General features: G+C 33.2%; 20 protein-coding genes. 10 read left to right on the plus strand and 10 right to left on the minus strand.

What is annotated here, in order from left to right; genetic code table 11:
* Nucleotides 1-44 precede the first annotated feature (44 nt).
* On the minus strand, nt 45-2,540 hold the full coding sequence (gene tamL, locus TD18_RS01970) for a translocation and assembly module lipoprotein TamL (RefSeq protein ID WP_084205814.1): 2,496 nt from the start codon (nt 2,538-2,540) through the stop codon (nt 45-47).
* Nucleotides 2,541-2,702: 162 nt separating this feature from the next.
* Here tamL and TD18_RS01975 point away from each other — a divergent pair, with 162 nt between their 5' ends.
* On the plus strand, nt 2,703-3,419 hold the full coding sequence (locus tag TD18_RS01975) for a TrmH family RNA methyltransferase (protein WP_241480628.1): 717 nt from the start codon (nt 2,703-2,705) through the stop codon (nt 3,417-3,419).
* Nucleotides 3,420-3,507: 88 nt separating this feature from the next.
* On the plus strand, nt 3,508-4,758 hold the full coding sequence (locus TD18_RS01980) for a type IX secretion system plug protein (protein WP_040247711.1): 1,251 nt from the start codon (nt 3,508-3,510) through the stop codon (nt 4,756-4,758).
* Here TD18_RS01980 and TD18_RS01985 read toward each other — a convergent pair.
* Nucleotides 4,755-5,297, minus strand: a complete 543-nt coding sequence (locus TD18_RS01985) for a cysteine dioxygenase (RefSeq protein WP_052461003.1) — start codon at nt 5,295-5,297, stop codon at nt 4,755-4,757. The two genes, TD18_RS01980 and TD18_RS01985, sit on opposite strands and share 4 nt — an antisense overlap.
* Nucleotides 5,298-5,392: 95 nt before the next feature.
* Here TD18_RS01985 and TD18_RS01990 point away from each other — a divergent pair, with 95 nt between their 5' ends.
* On the plus strand, nt 5,393-6,754 hold the full coding sequence (locus tag TD18_RS01990; RefSeq protein ID WP_040247714.1) for a pyridoxal phosphate-dependent decarboxylase family protein: 1,362 nt from the start codon (nt 5,393-5,395) through the stop codon (nt 6,752-6,754).
* 111 nt (nt 6,755-6,865) lie between these two features.
* The gene (apaG, locus tag TD18_RS01995; protein WP_040247716.1) at nt 6,866-7,252 is read left to right on the plus strand and encodes a Co2+/Mg2+ efflux protein ApaG; all 387 of its coding nucleotides are present in this window, start codon (nt 6,866-6,868) and stop codon (nt 7,250-7,252) included.
* Here the strand turns inward: apaG and TD18_RS02000 are convergent.
* Nucleotides 7,245-8,249 carry a DUF6695 family protein gene (locus TD18_RS02000; protein ID WP_040247719.1) on the minus strand — a complete coding sequence of 335 codons (1,005 nt, stop codon included), beginning with the start codon at nt 8,247-8,249 and terminating at the stop codon, nt 7,245-7,247. The genes apaG and TD18_RS02000 overlap by 8 nt on opposite strands.
* A 140-nt stretch (nt 8,250-8,389) precedes the next feature.
* Here TD18_RS02000 and pruA point away from each other — a divergent pair, with 140 nt between their 5' ends.
* Nucleotides 8,390-10,018 (plus strand): L-glutamate gamma-semialdehyde dehydrogenase, encoded by a 1,629-nt coding sequence (gene pruA, locus TD18_RS02005; protein ID WP_040247722.1) that lies wholly within the window; start codon nt 8,390-8,392, stop codon nt 10,016-10,018.
* A gap of 99 nt (nt 10,019-10,117) precedes the next feature.
* On the plus strand, nt 10,118-12,481 hold the full coding sequence (locus TD18_RS02010; protein WP_160289445.1) for a T9SS type A sorting domain-containing protein: 2,364 nt from the start codon (nt 10,118-10,120) through the stop codon (nt 12,479-12,481).
* Between the two features lie 181 nt (nt 12,482-12,662).
* Here TD18_RS02010 and TD18_RS02015 read toward each other — a convergent pair whose 3' ends face one another.
* Nucleotides 12,663-13,955, minus strand: coding sequence for an Omp28-related outer membrane protein (locus TD18_RS02015; protein ID WP_040247728.1), 1,293 nt, complete (start codon nt 13,953-13,955; stop codon nt 12,663-12,665).
* 140 nt (nt 13,956-14,095) lie between these two features.
* Here TD18_RS02015 and TD18_RS02020 point away from each other — a divergent pair, with 140 nt between their 5' ends.
* On the plus strand, nt 14,096-14,575 hold the full coding sequence (locus tag TD18_RS02020) for a TlpA family protein disulfide reductase (RefSeq protein ID WP_040247730.1): 480 nt from the start codon (nt 14,096-14,098) through the stop codon (nt 14,573-14,575).
* Between the two features lie 30 nt (nt 14,576-14,605).
* Nucleotides 14,606-16,414: a DUF6029 family protein gene (locus TD18_RS02025; protein ID WP_040247732.1), complete on the plus strand. Its 1,809-nt coding sequence runs from the start codon at nt 14,606-14,608 to the stop codon at nt 16,412-16,414.
* 52 nt (nt 16,415-16,466) lie between these two features.
* Here TD18_RS02025 and rsmG read toward each other — a convergent pair whose 3' ends face one another.
* The gene (rsmG, locus tag TD18_RS02030; RefSeq protein ID WP_040247735.1) at nt 16,467-17,096 is read right to left on the minus strand and encodes a 16S rRNA (guanine(527)-N(7))-methyltransferase RsmG; all 630 of its coding nucleotides are present in this window, start codon (nt 17,094-17,096) and stop codon (nt 16,467-16,469) included.
* Between the two features lie 144 nt (nt 17,097-17,240).
* On the opposite strand from rsmG, the gene TD18_RS02035 reads away from it, so the two are divergent.
* A complete protein-coding gene (locus tag TD18_RS02035; RefSeq protein ID WP_040247738.1) occupies nt 17,241-18,335 on the plus strand; it encodes a fatty acid desaturase family protein in 1,095 nt (364 codons plus the stop codon).
* 33 nt (nt 18,336-18,368) lie between these two features.
* A complete protein-coding gene (locus tag TD18_RS02040) occupies nt 18,369-19,553 on the plus strand; it encodes a pyridoxal phosphate-dependent aminotransferase (protein WP_040247740.1) in 1,185 nt (394 codons plus the stop codon).
* Here TD18_RS02040 and TD18_RS02045 read toward each other — a convergent pair.
* The 5 genes from TD18_RS02045 to trkA form a co-directional block, all read right to left on the minus strand.
* Complete coding sequence (locus TD18_RS02045; protein ID WP_040247742.1) at nt 19,550-20,290, minus strand: NAD(P)-dependent oxidoreductase; 741 nt, start codon at nt 20,288-20,290, stop codon at nt 19,550-19,552. The two genes, TD18_RS02040 and TD18_RS02045, sit on opposite strands and share 4 nt — an antisense overlap.
* Before the next feature lie 8 nt (nt 20,291-20,298).
* Complete coding sequence (locus tag TD18_RS02050; protein ID WP_040247744.1) at nt 20,299-20,568, minus strand: hypothetical protein; 270 nt, start codon at nt 20,566-20,568, stop codon at nt 20,299-20,301.
* A gap of 172 nt (nt 20,569-20,740) precedes the next feature.
* Complete coding sequence (locus TD18_RS02055; protein ID WP_040247746.1) at nt 20,741-20,992, minus strand: hypothetical protein; 252 nt, start codon at nt 20,990-20,992, stop codon at nt 20,741-20,743.
* Nucleotides 20,993-21,154: 162 nt separating this feature from the next.
* Nucleotides 21,155-22,648 (minus strand): TrkH family potassium uptake protein, encoded by a 1,494-nt coding sequence (locus TD18_RS02060; protein WP_040247747.1) that lies wholly within the window; start codon nt 22,646-22,648, stop codon nt 21,155-21,157.
* A gap of 29 nt (nt 22,649-22,677) precedes the next feature.
* A complete protein-coding gene (trkA, locus tag TD18_RS02065; protein ID WP_040247754.1) occupies nt 22,678-24,030 on the minus strand; it encodes a Trk system potassium transporter TrkA in 1,353 nt (450 codons plus the stop codon).
* Nucleotides 24,031-24,047: the final 17 nt, after the last annotated feature.

Raw genomic sequence — 24,047 nt, forward strand, 5'->3', positions numbered from 1 at the left:
AATAGATACCTAATATGTCTACGCAAACGTTATTGTTGAAATGTTTAAAAAGGATAGTTGATTCCTATGTTATAGACGGCATTGCCGAAGTTATAATCTTTAAACCAGCGTGCGCCATCAGGTCTCGAAGGATCATATGTTTTAAATCCAATGTCAAGGCGTAATACAAAGAAACTAAAGTCGTACCGTAAACCAAACCCTGAACCTATAGCAACATTTTTTAAGGAGCTAAAACCTTCAAATGTTGCGTCTTCATCTTCGACATCGTCTAAAACATTCCAAATGTTTCCGGCATCAACAAAAATAGCGCCATTAAAGCGTCCAACAAGATTAAAACGCTGTTCTGCACTTAAGGTTATTTTCATATTGGCTTCATTAAATTCATTGGTAGATAATGAACTTCCTGGTCCGAGATTATAAGCAGACCAAGCTCTGATATCGTTTGGGCCACCTGCGAAAAAACTTTCAGCAAAAGGAATGTTATCAGAATTGCCATAAGGGATTGCAATTCCGAAATAGCTACGAATTGCAAAAACATTTTTCTTACCTAAATCCCAGTGTTTAACGTAATCGAATTCTGTTTTGATAAACTGAGAAAACGGAACGCCGAATATTTCATATTTACCGTTGCTATTTTTATTGAGATTAAGTGTTTTTGACAGGCTAGTAAATAAGTTTCCAGCTGTTTCAACTCTAAATCTAAAGATAGAAAAGTCATTATCAAATAGATTTTCTCGTTGATCTTTAATGTAGTTAAAGCTGGATGAAAAAATGAGGTTGTCTTCTGTAAGACGATCTTTACGTTGAGCTATATTGTTAACATCTTGATAGCTATCGTTATCAGAATTTAATGAGGTATTGTTGTTTAATACATCATTTATGAAAGCATTTGCGCCATCTGGTATAGATAAATCGGTATCGCTATTAATGTAGTTGATGTTCTTTGCAATTTGATTTAATCGGTCATATGAATTTTGATAAACGCCAAAGTAGTTATTTATGTTTAAGTTTTTAACAAATTGCACGTTAAACAAATCGATATTATTTGTAACTTTTTTTGAAGGATACCAGTTGTAATTAAATGCGCCAGTTAATGTTTGTTTATCCAAACCAATATTTCGCTGGCTTGTTGCTCCTATACTAATTCTGGTGCTTGGAGACATGTATTTTGGTATGATTTTATCTGTATTGAAAGGCACAAAAAACCTTGGAATACTTAATCTTAAATTTCCACCATATTCGTTAATATCAAAAAATTGATCTTTACTATCTGATGCATCTCTTGAAGCACCAATAGCACCCAATGCTGAAATTTCTAGAGTTTCAGCACCTCTAAAGACGTTTCTGATAATGAGTCCAGTACTTATTGAAAAACCTACCGTTTGAATGTTACTTTGAGTCACATCAAAATCAAATCCCAGGTCGTATTTCTTTTTTGGTGATAAATAAATGTTTGCTGTTAACGTCGTGTCTTGTTCATTTTCTAGATATTCAATATTTGGATAGTTAAATGCTTTTAGTTCACTTAAATAACGATAAGTTCGGGTTCTGTCTAAATCTCTAAATATTTCACCTTTGGTAATGAAAACTGCATCAGTTAAGGCTTTTGGTCTGTACTTTAATTTTTCATAACTATAAAGATTGTAATTATTGTATTGAATTGAATCTGTAATGGTTTTGTCTTTATTTTCATATCTATAGTCACTGTAGATGTTAACATCTTTTATTTTATAGATTTTAAATGGGACACGTGATATCGAATCTTCAGAGCGAATTGCTCTGTTTTCAATTATTAATTCAGTATTTAAAACGTCGCCAGGTAAAATGGTGTCAATATTAAATCTGATATAATCTTGACCAAAATAGAATAAGCCAGAATTTCTCAACTCGGTAGTAAGTCTGCTACGTTCTTTTGTGTAATTCAATTCGTCAAATTGCTGACCTTGTTTGATGAGTGTATTTTGTTTAAACGTTGTTCGATACAAAGAATCTATAATTGGAGAAGCAATATTGGTAGTTATTGAATCAAGAAAATATGGATTCCCTCTATTTACAGTATACGTTACAGTTGCTCTTTGAGTACTGTCTTTTTCAACATCAAAAGATGTTTCTACATTGAACCAACCTTTGCTATAAAAATATTTTTTTAGTCCTGCAGCTGTTTTTTCTGCTTTGGTTTCATTGAATATAACAGGAGGTTCGCCAGTTTTTTTTAACCAAGTATTAAATCCTTTTTTCGAATTGATTAATGCTTCGTACTGCTTTAGTGAAAGTAATTTTTTTTGAAATGTTCTTGGATGTTCCGGATTGCGATATTTGTCATTTAAAATAGAATCTATATTCGGTCGAGCAAGATTATATATATGAAGTCGAAGTGGAATTCCTAACAAACTACCATTAGGTTTTTGGTAGATAAGATTGCTAACCGTTTCAGTTTTGTCTTTTTTATCATCAACTAAAACCGTGTTTTCAACTAATAAATGTTCATTTTTCCCTACACGTTTCATGACATTACACGAGGTTACAAATGACAAGAGCATTAACAAAAACGATATGTAAGAGAGGCTTTTTTTCAACAAAAATTAATTATAGCAAGGATGTCATTCAAATGTACAGTTTTAATGTGCTTTAGCATAACAAAAAATAGACCAAAAAAGTATTACTTTGTAAAATCTAAAACAAGACACAAAAGTAAATACATTTTGAGTATAACAAAAAATGAGATTAAGTTAATTAAATCTTTGGGTCAGAAAAAAGTTAGACAACAAGAGCGGCTTTTTTTAGTTGAAGGCGTAAAAGGTATTCGTGAATTCTTAGATTCTAAATTTGAGTTATATCAATTGTTTGCTACAGATTCCATTTTTGATGTAGAAACAAAACTTATTTCTCCTAAAGATCTCCAAAGAATTAGTGCATTAAAAACTCCAAATACTGCACTGGCTATTTTTAAAATGCCTCAAGAAAAATCCATAATTGATTCGTCATTGATTTTAGCTCTTGATGATGTGAGAGATCCTGGAAATTTAGGAACGATTATTAGATTATGTGATTGGTTTGGTATCGAACAACTTGTTTGTAGTTTAGAAACCGTAGATTGCTTTAATTCAAAAGTAGTGCAAGCTACAATGGGTTCGTTAACTAGAGTTCAGATTGCTTATGTAGATCTTGAAAATTATTTAAAACAATCTAAGCTTGAAGTATATGGTACTTTTATGGATGGCGTAAGTATTTATTCCCAAACATTTCCTGAAAAAGGCATTATTGTCATGGGAAATGAAGCCAACGGAATTTCTTCAAAAATTGAACACTTGGTCAACAGGAAAATAGGAATTCCTCGTTTTGGAAATTTAAAAGCTACGGAAAGTTTAAATGTAGCAACAGCAACGGCAATTGTATTGAGTGCTTTCAAAGGTCACTGATTTCATATCCAATAAACATTAAATTACCGTTAAGACTCTATAAAAAGGCATGAATTTTGTTTATCTTTCACTCGTAAAACTATCTTAAATGAAATTTAATACGCTTTTTTTATTCACTATTTGCTTTCCATTGTTTTTGATTGCTCAAGTAGAAGAAATGAATCCTCCAGATTATATTAAAACCATTACTTTTAAAAGTAGAAACACACCTCAAGGGGAGTTGCCAATTTTAAGATTGAATGAGCCTTTTTATCTTGAATTTGATGCATTAGTAGCTACTGAGCCAGATTTCTATTATACGATAGAACATTACAATTACGATTGGACAAAATCTAACCTTGTAAAAATGGAGTACATGGTCGGTTTTGATGATTATAGAATCGTTGATTATAGAAACTCCTACAATGCATATCAACTCTATTCTCATTATCGTTTACAAATTCCTAATGCACAAACGAGAGCATTAACTAAAACAGGGAATTATATGATTTCAATTTTTAATGACGATAGAGAATTAGTGTTTACTCGAAAATTCATGATATATGAACAAAAAGTTGGTGTTGGTGTTTCTGTTAAAAGATCTAGAGATGTTCGGTATATTGCAGGTAAGCAAAGCGTAGATATCTCCATAAATTCGAATAGTTTAAATCTCAATAATCCACTTCAAACCGTAAATACCTTAATCATACAAAACAACAACTTACGAACAGCAATTAAAGATGTGAAACCACAATATACTCTAGGAAAAGAACTGGTTTACAGATATACAGATGAGACTGCATTTTGGGCAGGAAATGAATTTCGATTTTTTGAAAATAAAGATGTTAGAGCAGCTAATATTGGTGTTCAGTATATTGATTTGAAAGATATTTATCATAATTATTTGTTTGTAAATTCTGAAAGAGCGTCCCAACCTTATACCTTTAATCCTGATATTAATGGTAATTTTTTGGTAACTGCAATCGATGTGGAGGATGTTGATATTGAAGCCGATTATACCATGACACATTTTGCGTTGGCTTATCCAGAACTTAAAGATGGTAGCAAAATTTATATCTATGGTAATTTCAATAATTATGCACTTGAAGAAATCAACAGAATGGTTTTTAATGAGGAAGAGAATTTTTATGAAGCCGTATTTAGACTCAAACAAGGATTTTACAATTATAAATATGTCATTGTTGATTCCAAAGGAAATTTAGACGAAGGTCGTATTAGTGGAAATTTCTGGCAAACTGAAAATAATTATAAAGTACTCGTATATTACAGAGATCTTGGAGCCAGATATGATGAATTGATTGGCTTTGGAGAAGCAAGTTCTGTAGATATTTCTAATTAAAAGGTTTCTTTAGAAGTTGAAATGAGTTCTTTAAATGTGTCATATCTAAGTTGTTTTTCAATAAATTGTTCTGAAGTTTCACAATAGAAATCACACTGCTCAATAGGCTTCGCGTACACATGTAAACTCAAAGATTGTCCTTCAAAACTATTTCTCAGCTTATGAAACCCTAAGTTGTCATTCATAAATGATAATTGATGAGGCACTATTGTTTGTGAAAACTCTTCCTTAAGGCAATTAGAATTATCTAACGAATAGAACACTTCTTCCATTTCGCCTTTAAGCAAATATACCCAACAATCTTCACTACTGTGATTGTGTATTTTAGTTTCTTGTCCTTTATTCCAGCATAATAAAATCAGTTCAAACTGATGGTCTTTAAAAATACAATTCCTAGTATATTTTTCTGAAGACCAACTTTCAAAGTCTTTGAAATCTATTGTATCAAAATTGAAACTATTAAGTATCGTATTGTAATGTGTTTTTGAAGATTCCGACAACAGTTGTATGAGTTCTTGAATATTTTCTGAAGATTTCAATATGCGATCAATAAATTTGAATGGGATTATTATAATATTCCGAAAAAATAAGGATAAATTTACACAAAGCCAAAATTATAGAATCATTAGCACCTATGCAGGACGACTTAAAATTGTTTACAGAACTCGTTGAGTTTTTAATTTCTGAAGAAGCTAATCAACCTGTTGCAATACCTATAGATACCAATAAGCTTTATGACTCTATTGATCTCGAACTTCGAGATGAACCAACCGTTGATGACGCATTTGTTGGTACACTTAAAGACATAATAAAAAGTACGCCTAAAACAGCTTCAAAAGCATTTTTTAACCAACTTTTTGGCGGAAGAATTTCGAGATCAACATTAGGTGATTTACTGGCAGTTATGCTCAATAATAGTATGTACACTTACAAAGTGGCAGGAGTGCATGTTGGAATTGAGAAAACAATTTTACAAAACATTTGTGATCGAATTGGATACGGAAGCCATAGCGATGGCACCATAGCACCTGGTGGTTCGATGTGTAATTATATGGCGATGTTAATGGCTAGAGATGCTTTTGATGCTTCTATTAGAAATGAAGGTGTTTCGGGTAAATTAATTGCTTATACGTCTGATACTTCTCATTATTCCGTAACAAAAAACGCATCATTTGTTGGTATAGGTCGTCATCAAGTTCGATCGGTGAAAACAAATGCAAAAGGGGAAATGCTTGCTGAAGCTTTAGAACTTCAAATCCAAGAAGATATTGCAAAGGGATACCATCCGTTTTTTGTAAACGCTACAGCAGGAACAACGGTTCTGGGCGCTTTTGACGATGTAGAACAACTTAGTAAAGTTTGTAAAATTCATAATTTATGGCTGCATTTGGATGGCGCCTATTGTGGTTCTGTAATTTTTAGTAATCGTTATAAGCATTTAGTTAACGGGATTGAATTCACAAACTCTTTTAGTTTAAATGCTCATAAAATGTTGGGAACACCCTTGGGATGTTCAATCATTGTTACCCAAGATAAAAAACATTTATATCAATCATTTTCTAATGATGCAGAGTATCTATATCAAACCGATGATGATGCATTTAATTTAGGTAAAACGTCACTGCAATGTGGAAGACGTAACGATGCTTTGAAACTATGGACGCTTTGGAAGTCTGTCGGAACTAAGGGACTCGAACATATCGTAGATCATCAATTTTATGTGGCTGAGGTCGCAAGAACTTACATCAAATCTAATTCAGATTATACCTTATATAGTTTTGATGATTCTATATCAGTGTGTTTTAATTATAAAGGAATTTCTGCTAAAACCCTATGCACCAAACTCTATGAGCATTCCAAGTTAATGGTTGGCTACGGAACATTTAGAGGCAATACTTTTGTGAGATTGGTCACTATTAATACTCAAGTTGAAGAAAAAGATATCATTTTGTTCTTTAAAGTATTAGAAGACTTTGTTGATTCTAAAGATTTATAGGTTAAACTATATTTCTATGCGATTTCATGTTAAAATTTTGCATAATTTTAAAAAAACGCTGATATTAACTCAAAATTTAGCTATTTTTACAGCCTTAATTTAAATTCTTAGATGGTTCAACAAGTTACAAGTGGTATAAAAATTTCTGTCGAAACGACATTTGAAGGTACGTTTTATAAAAATTATAAAGTGCACTTCGCTTTTGGATACAAAGTAACTATTGAAAATCAAAGTAAAGATTCTGTACAACTAAATTCCAGATACTGGAAAGTACTAGATGCCCTCAATAATGTTGAAATTATTGAAGGTGAAGGCGTTATCGGCAAAAAACCTGTTTTAAAGCCTGGTGAATCACATACCTATAATTCGGGATGTTTACTGACGTCTCCTTTTGGAGCGATGCAAGGTCATTATAACATGGTAAACTTTACAAATACCAATAAATTTAAGGTGATTATTCCTTCATTCAAATTAAGTGCTCCCTTTGCGCTTAACTAATTCTAAAGTTTTCCTGAAATTCAAATCTGTAGGTTTTATCATTCTGCTTAATGTGGAAAAAGCGGCAGTTAGAATAATGTATAAATTGGTAGTCAGCTGAAATATCAAAGCATTCAGAATTTACCCTGTAAATGCCGTCACAATCAATATGACCGTAAGGTGAAATTCTTCGAAATCTAAATTCTGTTTGTTTATTAAGACCATGAATCTCAAACCAAGCACCAGCTGCTATGCCACTAAGCCATTGCGCATGGTCGCTTTTGGTATCATTATGTTTTGGTTCGAGAGTACCAATGAGACTAGGATTATAATTTTTTAAGCCATCCAAGAATAAAAGTCTATTTTCTTTGCTGACACTAGACTTGAATTCTCTAATGTCACCTGTTTCAGAAACCACGTAAACGTCATTTTCAGTATCTGCAATTACGACATTTCCGATAGTGCTAGGTGTAAATTTTTTTGATTTTATAAGTGCTGATTTAATTGTGGTATCTGTTAGGCTCGCAATGAGACTATCGGTAACGAATCGAGCGCAATTACAAGCTTCCTTTATAAAAGCTGCATATCTTATAAAACCAATGTTCTGTTGAGCAGTTATATATTGCCTCGCTTTTTTATAATTAATGGCATTACATACAGAAGCATATAATTTTCCGTCACCATGGGTTAATTTAGGATGCGTAGCTAAAAATTTTAGAATGTCTTCAATATTCTTAATTTTATCATGGGCTAGGTCTGCAGTGATAGGAAAATGAAGTTCAAAATCTGTTTCACGACCTCTGACTCTTCCGTTAGGTGATGAGGTGATGTATCTGCCGAAATCATGATATTCTAAAATACCAGTAGATTTGTCAATAAGTACTAAAGCGGCATGTCCAGCTCTGACATGCTTTTTGTTTCCCACAAACAAATATTTCAGGAACGGAGAATACCATTCTTCAGCATGAGATACTATGGTTTCTGGATAGGCGAGTGTGAGAATAATTCCGTCGTTCATATAACAATTAAAGCAAGCAACTTACAAAAAATAATGCAGTTTTTTAACTTCCATTTAATACCTGTTAAATCTGATTGTTAGCAAAAAATTGTACCTTTGCAACTTCAAAACAATAACCAATTTTTAAATCAATATTTAAGATGGGAAAAGGATTTTTCAACGTACCAGTAGCTATAAATGAACCTGTAAAATCGTACGCTCCAGGTTCTCCAGAACGTGATGCAGTATTAGAAGCTTACAGCACAATGTGGAATTCACACATTGATGTGCCTTTATACATTAATGGAAAACATATAACGACAGGAGACACTAAAACCATGTCGGCACCGCACGACCATCAGCATGTTGTTGGAACATATCATTTAGCTGAGAAAACTCACGTTGAATCGGCTATTTCTACTGCTTTGGAGGCAAGACATGAATGGGCTAATTTGCCTTGGGAGCAACGTGCAGGCATATTTTTAAAGGCTGCCGAATTAATCGCAGGTCCATACCGAGCGAAAATTAATGCCGCAACAATGATTGCGCAATCAAAAACAGTTCATCAGGCGGAAATTGATGCAGCATGTGAATTGATAGATTTCTTGCGATTTAATGTGCAATTCATGACTGATATTTATCATGAGCAACCAGAAAGCACAAGTGATGCATGGAACCGATTAGAATATCGTCCTTTGGAAGGATTTGTTTATGCAGTTACACCATTCAATTTTACGGCAATTGCTGGAAACCTTCCGGCTTGTATGGCATTGATGGGTAATGTTGTGGTTTGGAAACCTAGTGATAGTCAGATATATTCAGCAAAGGTCATCATGGATGTCTTTGAAGAGGCAGGCGTTCCTCCAGGAGTTATTAACGTCGTTTTTGGGGATCCTGTAATGATAACTGATACTATAATGGATAGTCCTGATTTTTCCGGATTGCATTTTACAGGTTCTACTTTTATTTTTAAAGAATTATGGAAAAAAATCGGAAACAATATTCATAACTATAAAACATATCCAAGAATTGTTGGAGAAACAGGTGGGAAAGATTTTATCATAGCTCATAAAACTGCAAATGCTAAACAGGTTGCAACTGCAATTTCAAGAGGCGCATTTGAATTTCAAGGACAAAAATGTAGTGCAGCTTCACGTGCTTACGTGCCTTCTAACCTATGGGATGAGGTTAAAAATTATGTCATTGAAGATGTGAAGTCTTTTAAAATGGGTTCTCCTGCAGATTTAGAGAACTTTATCACTGCTGTAATACATGAAGGGTCTTTTGATAAATTAGCCAAATATATCGATCAGGCTAAAACCGATAGTGATGCTGAAATTATTGTTGGTGGAAATTACGATAAAAGCAAAGGTTACTTTATTGAACCAACGGTAATTGTTACAACCAACCCGAAATACTCAACCATGTGTACAGAGTTATTTGGTCCTGTAATTACCATATATGTTTATGATGAAAACGCATATTCTGAAACACTAAAATTAGTAGATGAAACAAGTGAATATGCCTTAACTGGAGCTGTTTTAGCAACTGATAGATACGCAATACAAGAAGCGACAAAGGCCTTACAAAATTGTGCTGGAAACTTTTACATTAACGACAAACCCACAGGAGCAGTTGTTGGTCAGCAGCCATTTGGTGGTGCAAGAGCTTCAGGAACTAATGATAAAGCTGGAAGTGCACTTAATTTATTGCGTTGGGTATCTCCACGAATGATTAAGGAAACTTTTGTTACTCCTACAGATTACAGATATCCGTTTTTGGGAGAATAAAATATTACCAAACATCTTAAGTATCAAACCCAAAGCTAATTGTTTTGGGTTTTTTCGTTGAATGATTTTCGTATATTTATGAAAACTAATCAGCCAAAGATGAAAAAATTTTACTTCGCACTTGTATTACTTGTGTCACTTTCCGTTGTTGCTCAAGATAAAAAAGATCCGCTTTTAAACTTTGACACTTCTAAAATGGAAACTACCGTTTTGGTTCATAAATCTCCTGTTGTAAATCTTCAGAATTACAATGAAAAAGCAATAAATGTATTTGCATTTTATCAAGCCTATAAAGCCATGTCGCAAGGAGATTTAGATAAGCGATTATTGCCATTAGAACATTTAAAAATGTTAAGTAAGCAAAGTTATATCACAAAGGCTATTCCTCTAGCTATTTTACATTCGGAATATGAAATGATTACAGATGAAGCCATGCAGAATAATTCGGTTTATAAAGATGCTCAAGGCTATTTAATTAATGATGGTTCTTCTATTTTTGAAAGAAAGTATCTTACAGTTGCCTCGCCTCTACGTGCAAAACATAAAGGACTACAAACGACTTTCAATTTGTCGTCTTCAAACATTTTTAATACTTCTGAAGCTTCTATATTGTCTGTAGAAGTCGATTTCAATGATGGTAATGACTTTAGAACTTTGAGTTTAAATGAAAACATCACAATAACTTATTCTGATGCAGGTCAGAAGTTAATTGGTTTTAAAATCACATTGGATACTGGAGAGGTGCTATATAGAAATTCGACTATTGACATCACCTATTCTAATGAAGATCTATATTCACGATCCAGTCAAGTAGTAACAACAATTACATCAAGCATTACTCCAGATTTATCGCCTTATGGTGTAACAACTTCTTATCCTGGGACTGGTGAGTACGAGCTGTTTTTGAGTGCTGATAATGTTCTCGATAAACCTATATTTTTAGTCGATGGCTTTGATCCTGATGATGGTCGTTCAATTACAGGTATCTATGATTTGTTAAACTTTAATGATGGAAGTGGAACGTCTAATTTAGGAGATCTTGTAAGAGAAGAAGGGTTTGATGTTATTATTTTAAATTTCCCAATATATGTCAGAGCTCAGGACAATGCTGTTGTTGATGGTGGTGCAGATTTTATAGAACGCAACGCGATGTTGCTGGTCGATTTGATAAACTTGATTAATACTGACAAAATTGGAAACGAACAAAACGTTGTTATTGGACCGAGTATGGGAGGCCTCATTTCACGTTATGCACTTAATTATATGGAAAACCAAAACATGAATCACGATACCAGACTTTGGATATCATTTGATGCGCCTCATCATGGCGCAAATGTGCCTATTGGTTTTCAACATCAGTTTAATTTTTTAGCTTTTGGTTTAGATGATTTCTGGATTTTAGGAGATCAAAATGTTGAAGAATTGCAACCTATAATAGATGGCATGTTAAAATCTCCTGCGGCCAGGCAAATGCTAACCGATCAATTTGAATCTCATATTACAAATAGTGATGGTGTGACCTTTAACAGTGCTTTAGCCTTGCCACAGCCGTATTATTTCAAAGATGTATTTGATTATAGATTGAATAATCTAACTGCAACAGGCTATCCTGAACTCATTCGAAACGTATCTATTATAAACGGAAGCGGAATCAATAATCGTTATCAAAATAATGCTAGTCCGTCGAATGCCTTATTACCTGGAAGTCAAATTTTAGATGCCAATATAAATGTCATGACAGGAGCAGATTTAAAAGTTGAAACCTATTTTACGCCTAATGCAGGAACACAAATAGAAATGAGTAAAGTACATCTGGATTTTGCATGGTGGTTTCCTTTAGCTAATGACAGAATTAACAATGCCAGTGCTGCATCGTATAGTTATTCTGATGGAATTGATGCTGCTTCTGGAGGGCTTTTTGATATTCTTGGTTTAACCACAGATTTAGATACTGGAGGTCTTGTTGGAGAGTTTTTAGGTGCTTTGAGTACTGATTATTTTAATTTTATTCCAAGTGTGAGTGCTATGGCTTTGAATACGACCAACAATGAAATTAACTGGTTTGATACACTGGCAGGAGTCACAACAAATGACACGCCTTTTGTTAATTGGTATATGCCAGATGATAATGAACCACATGTTACGCTTACGAATGCTAATGTAGCTTTTGCATTAACTGAAATTATCCAAGAAACTTTATCTAATTCACCACTTAGAAGTGATGATTTTATCAAAATTGAAAAAAATCCAATTGAAAACGAACTCGTTATTATAAATAGCTACACAATTAATGAAGCGTCAATTACTATCGTTGATATTACAGGAAAAGTAGTATTCAATAAAACCATTGATTCACTTTCAGGAAGAACTGTTATACCGTTAGATTTAGATTCAGGATTATATGTACTTGATGTGATTACACAAGATCATTTGAAGTACAGAACGAAACTAGTGTCAAAATAAGTCTTGCACAAACTTAAGGCTTTGTTTGAGTTTTGAGATTCTTCGCTTTGCTTTGGATAATAGTTTGCTTTTCAACTAAATATTGAAATTAAAAAAACCTGAACAATACCATTATTGTTCAGGTTTGATATGTGCTTAGTTATTAGTTAATCTAATGTTTAAGATTAGATTTTAAAACATATTAGTCGAAATCTTTATTCTCTCCTAAATCTGCTTTTTGAACATTTAATACTTTGTTGTCTGGTCCTACAGTAAACGCAACAAGTTCTAAATTAGCTGTGTTTTGAACACTTGCAGGAACAGTTAACGTGTAGTTAGCAGTGTACGTATTTCCTGTAGTTGCCTCTGAATTTGGAATTGTATCGCCAAAAACATCTGTAAAGGTTGTTCTAGCTGTATGGTTATGTACATAATCCATTATTGGATTTCCTTGTTGGAAAAACGGACTTGAAGGGTCTCCGTTGTAAAAATTAACTTGAGGGTACACTAAACCATTTTCTAGTAAATAAACGACAAGTCTGTTAGGAGAACTAGGCTTCAAATCATAATGTACTTTTACTTCAGCAGAAATAGTATTACCTGAAATCGATGAGTTTATTGCTAATCCCATGTTTTGTCTGTTGGCTAAAAGACTAACAGGTTGATTTGTTGATTCGTTCCAGTTAATGGTTCTGTTTACTCTTCCTGAAGGGAATCCTGTTATTCCAAATGTTGTAAGTAATACGTCAACATTTGGGTAAGGCATATCGTTATCATCATGTATTGCAACTGGAATAATATTGTTGTTAGCTGCAACAGCTTGATCTAAAGCGTATGCTAATCTAGGACAATATTGACACCATGTACCAGTATAATCTTCAACCATTACTTTAGTTGTATGTGTTGATTCTACTGCCTTTATTTCAACGGTATTAGACGTTATTGTACTGTTGTCTTGTAATGTAAAAGTTGCAGTAACGTTATAAGTACCTGCACTTGTAAACGTAGCTGGATTATTTAATGTGCCTGACTCGGCGTTGTATTCAACAAGACCTGTTACATTATTACCAAAATTATCGATCACTGTAAATTGTGCACTTCCGCTATCGTACCAAAATTCATTTGCATTTGAAGTGAGTGTTAAAGCTGTTGGTTCTGGCGCTTCGACTACTGTGATGATAATTGAGTTAGATAAACCTGCACTAGTGGCAGTAACTGTAAAATCACCTAAAGCATTAAAGGTGTATGGATTTGTGATTATGGTTTCTTCGATTTTAAGTTGAGAATTTGATGTTACATTATTTCCTAAGTTGTTTGTAACAGTAAAAGTCACAGGTTCTCCGATAAAAACAGATGAAGAATTTGTAGCAGTGGTAATCGTTATGGAAGTTGGAGCAGAAGAACCATCTCCGTCATCTGAACTACTACTACAGGCAAATGCAAAAATCACGAGTGATAATGCCAATAATTGTTTTGCGATACTTTTAATTTTCATTTTGGTATGTGTTTTGTTAATAGTTAATAAAAAACTGAATATCTAGGATATTAAATTTAGAAGTCAGCAATTTATAACATATTTGTTAAAATTTTCTAAAATAAAACACTAATTTTATCAAGTATTATAATAATTAACAAATGAAACACCTTTTTTTTGCACTAATCTGTGCGGTTAGCTTCAGCCTTGTAGCTCAAGAAAATTTACCTGATGCCGAAATAAAAACCTTAGATGGAAATACAACGACACTAAAAAAAATAAGTGAAGAGAATGAGCTTATTGTAGTTTCCTTGTGGGCAACATGGTGTGTGCCATGTAAGAATGAATTAGACGCCATAAATGAAGTTTATGTTGATTGGCAAGATGAAACTGATGTTAAAGTTTTTGCGATTTCTGTAGACGACTCCAGAACTGTGAACCGAGTAAAACCTTTAGTTAATGGAAAGGCTTGGGATTTTACAATACTACTCGATACTAATAATGATTTAAAAAGAGAATTAGGAGCTGCTACCATACCACTGACTTTAATTATAAAGAACGGTGAAATTGTTCATAGACATTCAGGATATACTCCAGGTTCTGAAGAAGAACTTTTTGAAGAAATCAAAAAACACTCTTAAATCTAAAAACCAACCCATCAACATTTTTACATGAAAAGAACTACGGTTTTATTTTTGCTGATATTCCCTATATTAGGTTTTGCACAAGATACAGAAACAGAGACAGAGACTGAAACAGTCGAAGAGAACGAGACAATAGTCAAACAATTTTTAAACAACTTAACTGGTAGCCTTGAATCTAATGCGCAATGGTATGTTAATGATAAAGGTTTGGGAGATTTCGATGATCCTATTCCTGATTTTGCACTTAAAAATAAACATTTAAGAGCTAATAGTTATTTAAGATTAGACTATGGATTTTTAGATAATTTTACGGTTGGTTTGCAGGCAGAAAGCTATGAACCATTACCATTGTTAAGTTATTTTCCTGAGTACAGAGGTACAGATATAACCAATTACTACATCAACTTTAAAAATAAAAAACTGGATATTACAGCAGGTCATTTTTATGAGCAATTTGGTAGTGGATTATTATTAAGAGCTTTTGAAGAACGACAATTAGGTCTTAACAATGCCATAAGAGGTGGACGCATAAAATATATGCCAACCGATTATTTAAATTTAACGGCTTTGTATGGTAATAATAGAATTGGTTTTGAACATTCTGAAGGTGACGTATTTGGTCTAGATGTAAGTATTGATTTAAAAGAAGTATTTAATATTGAAAGTTTGTCCAGATTTAACTTTGGAGCAAGCTACGTTGGTAAAAATGAAGATTTTCTTGCTCCTGTTGATGAATTTGATCCCACGAACGTTTTCGACGATAAAGACTTTCCAGAATTAGTAAACTCTTATGCATTTAGATTTGATGTTGACTTCGGAAAGTTTTTTATTAATTCAGAATATTCGATAAAAGGTGAAGATGTTGTGTTTTCTTCAGCGTCTTTAGGTCAACCAAAGATTATTGAAGGGAAATACTTTGATGGAAGTGCCATTTTATTAACCACAGGTTATACTGTTAAAGGTTTTGGTTTATCTGGTACTTTCAGACGTTTGGAAAACATGTCTTTTTTCTCTGAACGTGATTTACTTAAACCAGGTAATAACCCTTTTGGAATGAGTAGTGTTAATTTTATTCCAGCCTTAACAAAACAACAAGATTATTTATTGTCTAACATTTATCTGTATCAAGCGCAATCTGCTCTTTTTATTCAAAATTATGGTGGACAAGCAGGAGAAATAGGAGGTCAGTTTGATATGTATTATACGTTCAAAAGAGGTTCAGCTCTTGGAGGTAAATATGGTACGAAATTAACAGCAAATATGTCTTACTGGTCACTTCTGGATGCTACTTTTGATCAGGCAAATTCATCCTATACAAGTGAGTTTTTAAAATTTGGAGAAAAATTGTATAAAGATATTAATATCGAAATTAAGAAGAAGTGGTCTAAAGACTGGAGTAGTGTATTTTTCTACCAAAATACAGCAATCAATAAAAACTTAGCCATTGAAGGTTCCTATATACCAGATGATGAACAAATAAATTCCAATATTTTCGTGGTAGAAACGACCAGGAAATTTAGCAAAGGACGCTCAATACGACTTGAAGCACAGCATTTATCCGCTAAAGAAGGTTTTAAAAATTGGGCTGGTGGTACTTTGGAGTATGTTGTAAATAATCATCTTGCTTTTTATGCGTCAGACATCTATAATTATGGAAATGATATTGAAGAAGAACAAATACATTATTATAATTTCGGTGGAAGCTATACAAAAGGAGCGACCAGAGTAGCACTTAATTATGGAAGACAACGTGGTGGATTATTTTGTGTTGGTGGTGTATGTAGAATTGTACCAGAAAACACAGGTTTATCTTTAAACCTTTCAACGTCTTTCTAAGAGATAAGTTTTTAAAAAAAAAGTAAAGCTCTGTTGATCAACAGAGCTTTTTTTATCCCTTATACTTTAAAGGTAAGTGAACCACTTTTTTCGTTTCAAAAAAATCTTCTTCAAAATAATCACTTAAATTATAAATTGTAGCAGTTTTGTAAGTTGCTAACTCTTCAGTTAAGTCGCCTCCTTTTAAATATAGTATGCCATTTTTAAGGTGATGTTTTTGCTCTTTAGCTATTTTTCCTTTCACCCAATGTACAAACGTTGGCATGACAGCAACAGCTCTGCTTACAATAAAATCAAATTGCTCATCAATATTTTCAACGCGATCATGCGACGTTTTTACGTTTGTTAAACCTAAACCTTCAACAACTTCATTGACAACTTTTAGTTTTTTTGCAATGCTATCTACTAAATGGAATTGAGTTTCAGGAAATAAAATCGCCAGAGGAATACCTGGAAAACCTCCACCAGTACCAACATCTAATACATTTGTGTTTGGTAGAAATGAAATTATTTTGGCAATTCCAAGTGAATGTAAGACGTGGCGTAAATATAATTCGTCAATATCTTTTCGAGATACTACATTTATCTTTAAGTTCCAGTCTTTGTATAAATTTTCTAACAGCTCAAACTGATGTAATTGCGAGTCTGTTAAATCAGGAAAATATTGTTTTATGAGTTGCATCGTTTGGAATTTTCAACAAAAGTATGCATTTTTATGTGTATATTTTTACCATTTTATTAGCATTACGGCAGATTTTATTATTTATATTTGCTACTTCATACGAAGGCTACTTAATTTTCGTTAGTACTAAAAAAGACCATAACTATGACAAAGCAAACGCTATCTTTTTCAAGAACAGATTCTGCTAAATTTTTCAGAACACTAAACAAGCGCGTAAATAACTATTTCAAAGAAAATAATATTAAAAAGACAGGAAACTGGAAGCTTTATACAAAGGCCATTATCATGTTTACATTATTACTCGGGCCACTTGTACTCTTATTAACAATCGATTTGCCTGTTTGGTTGCAAATTATTAGTATGATGGTTATTGGTATTGGGATGGCAGGAGTAGGAATGAATGTGATGCACGATGCAAATCATGGTTCTTTTTCGAGTAAAAAATGGGTTAATAAATTGATGGGAAGTAGTATTCACATTTTAGCTGGTAACGATTACAACTGGAAGGTGCAACATAATGTTTTACATCATACATACACAAATATTCAAGGTCATGATGAAGATATTGATGCAGGAAGAATAATTCGTTTTTCTAAGCACTCTAAATGGTTGAAAATTCATCAATATCAAAAGTACTATGCCTTTTTCCTATATGGATTGTTAACCGTTAACTGGGCAATTACAACAGATTTTAAACAAACTTACATTTACTTAAAACGTAAGTTGTCTTATGGCGATTTTCCTAATCCTGCGACACAATGGACAAAGCTGATCATTGGCAAAATATTGTATTACTCTATTTGGGTAGTTTTGCCAATTGCTTTAGGATATGCTTGGTGGCAAGTGTTAATCGGATTTCTAATTATGCATTATACTGCTGGAATTATTTTAAGTGTGATTTTTCAACTAGCCCACGTTATGCCAAATACTGAAATGCCTTTGCCAGATGAGAATGGTAATATGAAAAACACATGGGCGATTCACCAATTGTTTACGACGTCAAATTTTTCTCCTAAAAGCTGGATTGTTGAGTTTTATACAGGAGGATTAAATAGACAAGTAGAACATCATTTGTTTTCAAATATAAGTCACGTACATTACAAAAATATAGCTAAAATTGTAAGAGAAACGGCTCATGAGTTTAGCTTACCTTACAATGAATACAATTCTATTTGGACAGCCATTTCAGAGCATTATCAGCAATTAAAAGAATTAGGTAGAAAACCTAGTATGGCTTAATGTAACTTACCGTTTAAAACTAACATATCACACATGAGCCTACTTTCAGAAAGAGTCTTAAATATGTCAACTTCTGCAACCCTTGCTATGGCAGCAAAAGCAAGAGAGTTGAAAGAGCAAGGAAAAGATATTATTGGCTTAAGTCTTGGAGAACCAGATTTTAATACACCTGATTTTATCAAAGAAGCTGCAAAACAAGCTATTGATGACAATTACAATACATATACTCCTGTTGATGGTTATGTGGAATTAAAGCAAGCTATAATTACAAAATTTAAAAGGGATAATCAACTGGATTATACCTTACCGCAAATTGTGGTTTCAACTGGAGCAAAACAAGCGCTGGCTAATATTGCTGCAGTTATTTTAAATAAAGGAGATGAGGTTATTTTACCTTGTCCGTATTGGGTAAGTTATAGTGATATTGTAAAATTAAACGAAGGTGTTCCTGTTGAGGTTACAACTTCAATTGAAAACGATTTTAAACTTACACCTGAACAGTTAGAAGCTGCAATTACACCAAAGACTAAAATGATCTGGTATAGTTCGCCATGTAATCCTAGTGGATCTGTTTACAGTAAAAAAGAACTTAGAGCATTAGCAGACGTCTTGCAAAAGTATCCAAACATTATTGTTGTGTCTGATGAAATATATGAGCATATCAATTTTGTAGGTGAACATGCAAGCATGGCTCAATTTGATGATATGTACGACAGAACAGTTACAGTAAATGGTGTTTCTAAAGCATTTGCAATGACTGGTTGGCGAATTGGATACATTGGTGCACCAACCGAAATAGCTCGTGCATGTAATAAGATGCAAGGTCAAATTACAAGTGGAGCCAATTGTATAGCACAGCGTGCTGTTATTACGGCTTTGAACGAACCACCTTCTCGAGTACAATATATGATTGATGAATTTAAAGTAAGACGAGAGCTTATTTTAGGATTGCTTAATGATATTGAGGGTTTTAAAACTAATGAACCTGAAGGTGCTTTTTATGTATTTCCAGATGTGACTTATTACTTCGGAAAGACCATTAAAGGAATAACAATCAACAATGCAACAGACTTGTCTTTGTTTTTATTAGAACATGCTAATGTTGCAACGGTTACAGGTGAAGCTTTTGGAAATCCTAATTGTATTAGAATTTCTTACGCTGCGTCTCAAGAGCAGATTATTGAAGCTATCAAACGCATTAAGGAAGTTTTGAGTTAATCTTCTTTACTGTATATTACAGGCATTTGTCCTTTCCATTTTGACCATTCTTTATCTGAATTGATTAAGTTAACCATAAAGTGAGCTACATTTATTCTACTTACTTTACCTGCGTTAAATATGGCGCTTCTTATTGGTGATGGATAAATTTCATAGTCACTAACCTCTTCTTTGTTTATTAAACCATCAGGTCTTACAGCAATCCATTCTATGTTTTTATGATGTTGTCCAACTTTAATTCTCAGAAAATCGGCAGCTTTTTCATTGTCAACATGAGGAGGTAAAAGGCATCTCAACAAAAAGATAACAGCTCGTTGTGCAAATGAAATAGGCTCATTTAAATCACGATTTCTGTTTCCACTCGTATTCATCAAAATAAATTTCACCTTTTTATCAGAATCATTTTTAATGGCACACTGGGTAAGCCTAGAAACGGTCTCTGTAACTAACTTCCTAGGATGTCCGTAAATCCCTTTAAAAGTTAAAGTATGACCTAAGCATGATACAATACCATCACAATTTTTAACCAAGTCTTGTAGTTGGGTATTAGTTAAATTTAAAATACTAGCTTCAGTAATGGTGATGTTTTTATTAGTTTTCCAATACTCGGGTATTCTGTTTTTAGATCTTATCACAATTTTGATAGTGTGATTATGATTCAGAAGTTCTTCAACAACATGTTTACCCGTAGCTCCACTTGCACCAACAACAAGAATTGTTTTGACATCGTATGACATTTGTTTTATTATTTCAATTGATAAATCCAGTACAACAACACTAACAGTACTATAGTAGTAATGAGTAATTTTTTTATTAGTAGTTTTCGGTTTTCCCTTTTAACTTTTCTTCTTACTCTTCTAAGTACATGAGGTTGTAATTTAGGTAATACATAAGGTTTGTAACCTTTAGTGTTACTTGATCCTCCATTCATTTTAGTGAATGGTACACGTTTACCATTTTTTAATAGTTTTCTGTTATTATTTATGGTAGCATTCATTGATGAGATTGAGCCCATGATATCTTTTTTGCTCTGAAATACTTCAGAAGTCAAACGTTCTAACTAAAGTAAATAATGTGCTTCGATATACGTGAATCACGAATCGAAAAGTCATTAATTCCGAATGTAAAAGATAGTTTTGAGTAAGTGCTCAATCGTATCAGTTAAAAGAGCTGATTTTGAGGCAGTATTAGAAAATTACTGCTAAGACGATTACAAAAACAGACACTTTTAAAAGAGTTTCAATACTTGAAGTAAATTGATATTGTCTGCTTTTTATACGTTGCTTAATACCAAAGATTGAATTTGAATTGTGGTTGTTTAAATTGCATTTAACAACTTTTTTATAGTTTGAATTTAATATACCTTCTGGTGTTTCAAATTCTGTTTTTAAGCTACGTATGGGTAACGGTTCTAATTCTTGTGTGATTACTAATTCCATGATGGTTGATTTTTATGATTATACAAATAAGACGTACAATTGAAATAAATGTTACAACGAGATATCTTCTAAATCATTAAAAATCAAGGGTAAAATTTCCGAACTACCTATATTTACTAGTAAATTTTAAAAGTGTTAAAAATTGAAAAAAATAGTTCTAATTTATCTGTTTCTCCAGAAAAAAGGTGTCAATAATATTAAAACAGTGAAGAGTTCTAAACGACCAATAAGCATTAAAAAAGCCGACCACCATTTTCCAAGAGCTGGTAATGCAGCATAGTTATTTACTGGTCCGAAATTACCAAGAGCAGGTCCAACATTTCCTAAACTCGAAGCTGAAAGACCGATAGAAGATTCAAAATCAATCTGAAACATAGAAAACACCAAGGCACCAACTATGAATGAAATCATGTAAAGGATGAAAAACCCTAAAATGTTAAATACAATATTCCCCGTAACACTTTTTTTATTGTAACGAACAGGTAATACGGCATTTGGATGTAAAGCTCTTTTGAATTCAAGGAACCCGTTTTTTATCATAATCATATGTCTCACAACTTTAACACCACCTGAGGTACTTCCTGCAGAACCACCTAAAAACATTAAGCCGAAGAAGAATACCACCAGAAAAGGTGTCCATAATGTGTAATCGGCAGTTACAAAACCTGTTGTTGTAATAATGGCTATCACTTGAAACAACGCATGACGGATAGAAGCCTCAGCTTTCCCATAGATCATTGGATGATCAATTGATGAAATCGAAAAATCAGCTCTAAAATAAATGATAAGCGCTGCAATTATTGTAAATAATGCGATAAACTTAAAATAAAGTTTAAACTCTTCATCTCGAATAGCCTTTTGAACTTTGCCTTTAAACGCAAAATAGCTCAAAATAAAATTGGTTCCAGCCAAAAACATAAATACAATAATGATGTATTGAATAACTGGTTGTCCGTTCCAAAAGGCAACACTCGCATTTTTAGTAGAAAAACCACCAGTAGATAAGGTGCAAAGCGAGTGGTTTATGGCATCAAAAAAAGACATGCCTGCGACTTGAAGTAAAATTGTTTCAGCAGCAGTATAACCAAAATAGATAAGCCACAAACGCTTCGCAGTATCTGTAATTCTAGGGTGTAATTTATCGGCATTAGGACCAGGAGCTTCAGCAGCAAAAAGTTGCATACCACCAATACCTAGTAACGGTAAAATAGCAATAGCTAAAACAATTATTCCCATTCCACCAATCCAGTGTGTCAGACTTCTCCAGAATAAAACACCTTCAGGGAGAGCTTCGATATCATTTAATATGGATGCTCCTGTGGTGGTGTAACCAGACATGGTTTCAAAAAAAGCATTTGTAAAACTGGGAATAGATTCAGTCAATAAATAGGGTAGTGTACCAGTTAATGCCATGACTATCCATCCAAATGACACTACCAGATAACCTTCACGTTTATTTAATTCTTTTTTGTGATTTTTTGTAGCGACCATCAAAATGCCTCCAGCAATAACAACTAAAATCCCAGATAATAAAATTTTAGCTGTTGCGCCATCTTTGTATATGAAACTCATGAGAGCAGCCAAAAGCATAAAGCCTCCATTGAACAATAATAACAGTCCGAAAAAATGGAAAATGATTTTGAAATTAAGTTTCATTAGTCTGTTTCTAGGAGCTTAGTATTAGTCTAAAAGAAAAAAGATTCAACTTTTGATATGGATCTTGGTAAGCAACATACAACAACTTTATCGCCTTCCTGAATTTGAAAGCTTCCAAGAGGGATGATTCCTGTTTCGTTTCTTATAATGCCTCCAATAATTGCAGATCTGGGAAAATCTAAATCTTTAATAGATTTTTTTGTGATTTTAGAATTTGGAGAATTGACTTCAAACTCTAATAATTCCGCATTCATATTGCTAAGTTTTGTCATGGCCAAAACTTCACCTTTTCTAATATATCTAAAAATATTGTTAGCGGCTAAAAGTTTTTTGTTAATAAGCGTATCGATGCCAATGGATTGCGAAAGCTGGTAGTAATCCATATTTTCTACAAGTGCAATGGTTTTTCTAACACCTTTAGATTTAGCCACCAAACAAGACATAATATTCGTTTCGGAATTACCAGTAACAGAAATAAAAGCATCCATATCACCAATGTTTTCCTCTTCTAAAAGTTCAACGTTTCTACCGTCACCATTAATGACCAATGCATTAGGTAAATCATCAGCAAGTTCAAAAGCAATATCCTTATCTTTTTCAATGATTTTTACATTAAACTTGCTTTCACAAAGATCTTTAGTAGTTTTAAATCCAATCTTGCTTCCACCCAGAATCATTACATTTTTCACTTCAGATTTCACGCGTCCTGAAAGTTCAAAAAGTTCGTCGTCACCACCTTTTGAAGTCATAAAAACAACTTTATCTCCCTCTTTAAACTGAGTGTCGCCTCTAGGGATAATTGTGTATTGGGTTCCAAAACGTTGAATTGCAATTGGAATAAAATGAAGTTCAGGAAAAACCTGAGCAGCTTCCTTAACCGTTTTACCAACAAATGATGCTGTTCTTGAGAGGCGTAAACTTAACATCGTTAATGCGCCTTCTTCAAATTCATAAGTGTCATTAAATCCGTATTGATTTAGAAGTAATTCTATCTCGCTGGCTGCAAGAGCTTCTGGTGAGATAAGCTCATCGATTCCAAATTTTGTAAACCCAACATCATCTTTATTATCAATAAACTCCGAGTTCGATATTCTGGCAATAGTTCGCTTAGCACCCAGTTGTTTGGCTAACACACATGCTGTAATATTGGTTGTTTCAGACGAGGTTACAGCTATGAAAAGTTCAGAAGTATTGATTCTGGCTTCTTTTAAGATTGCTATAGATGTCACATCACCTTTGATTGTACGGATATCCAAATGGTCATTTGCATAAGACAAATTTTCTTTGTCAATATCAATTAGTGTAATCTCTTGAGATTCGTAAGACAATAGTTTTGCCAAGTGAAATCCGACTTCTCCTGCTCCAGCAATTATTATTTTCATTAAATAAATTGTATTGA

Origin of the sequence: Psychroserpens mesophilus, assembly GCF_000826645.1 — a bacterium.
GTDB lineage: Bacteria > Bacteroidota > Bacteroidia > Flavobacteriales > Flavobacteriaceae > Psychroserpens > Psychroserpens mesophilus.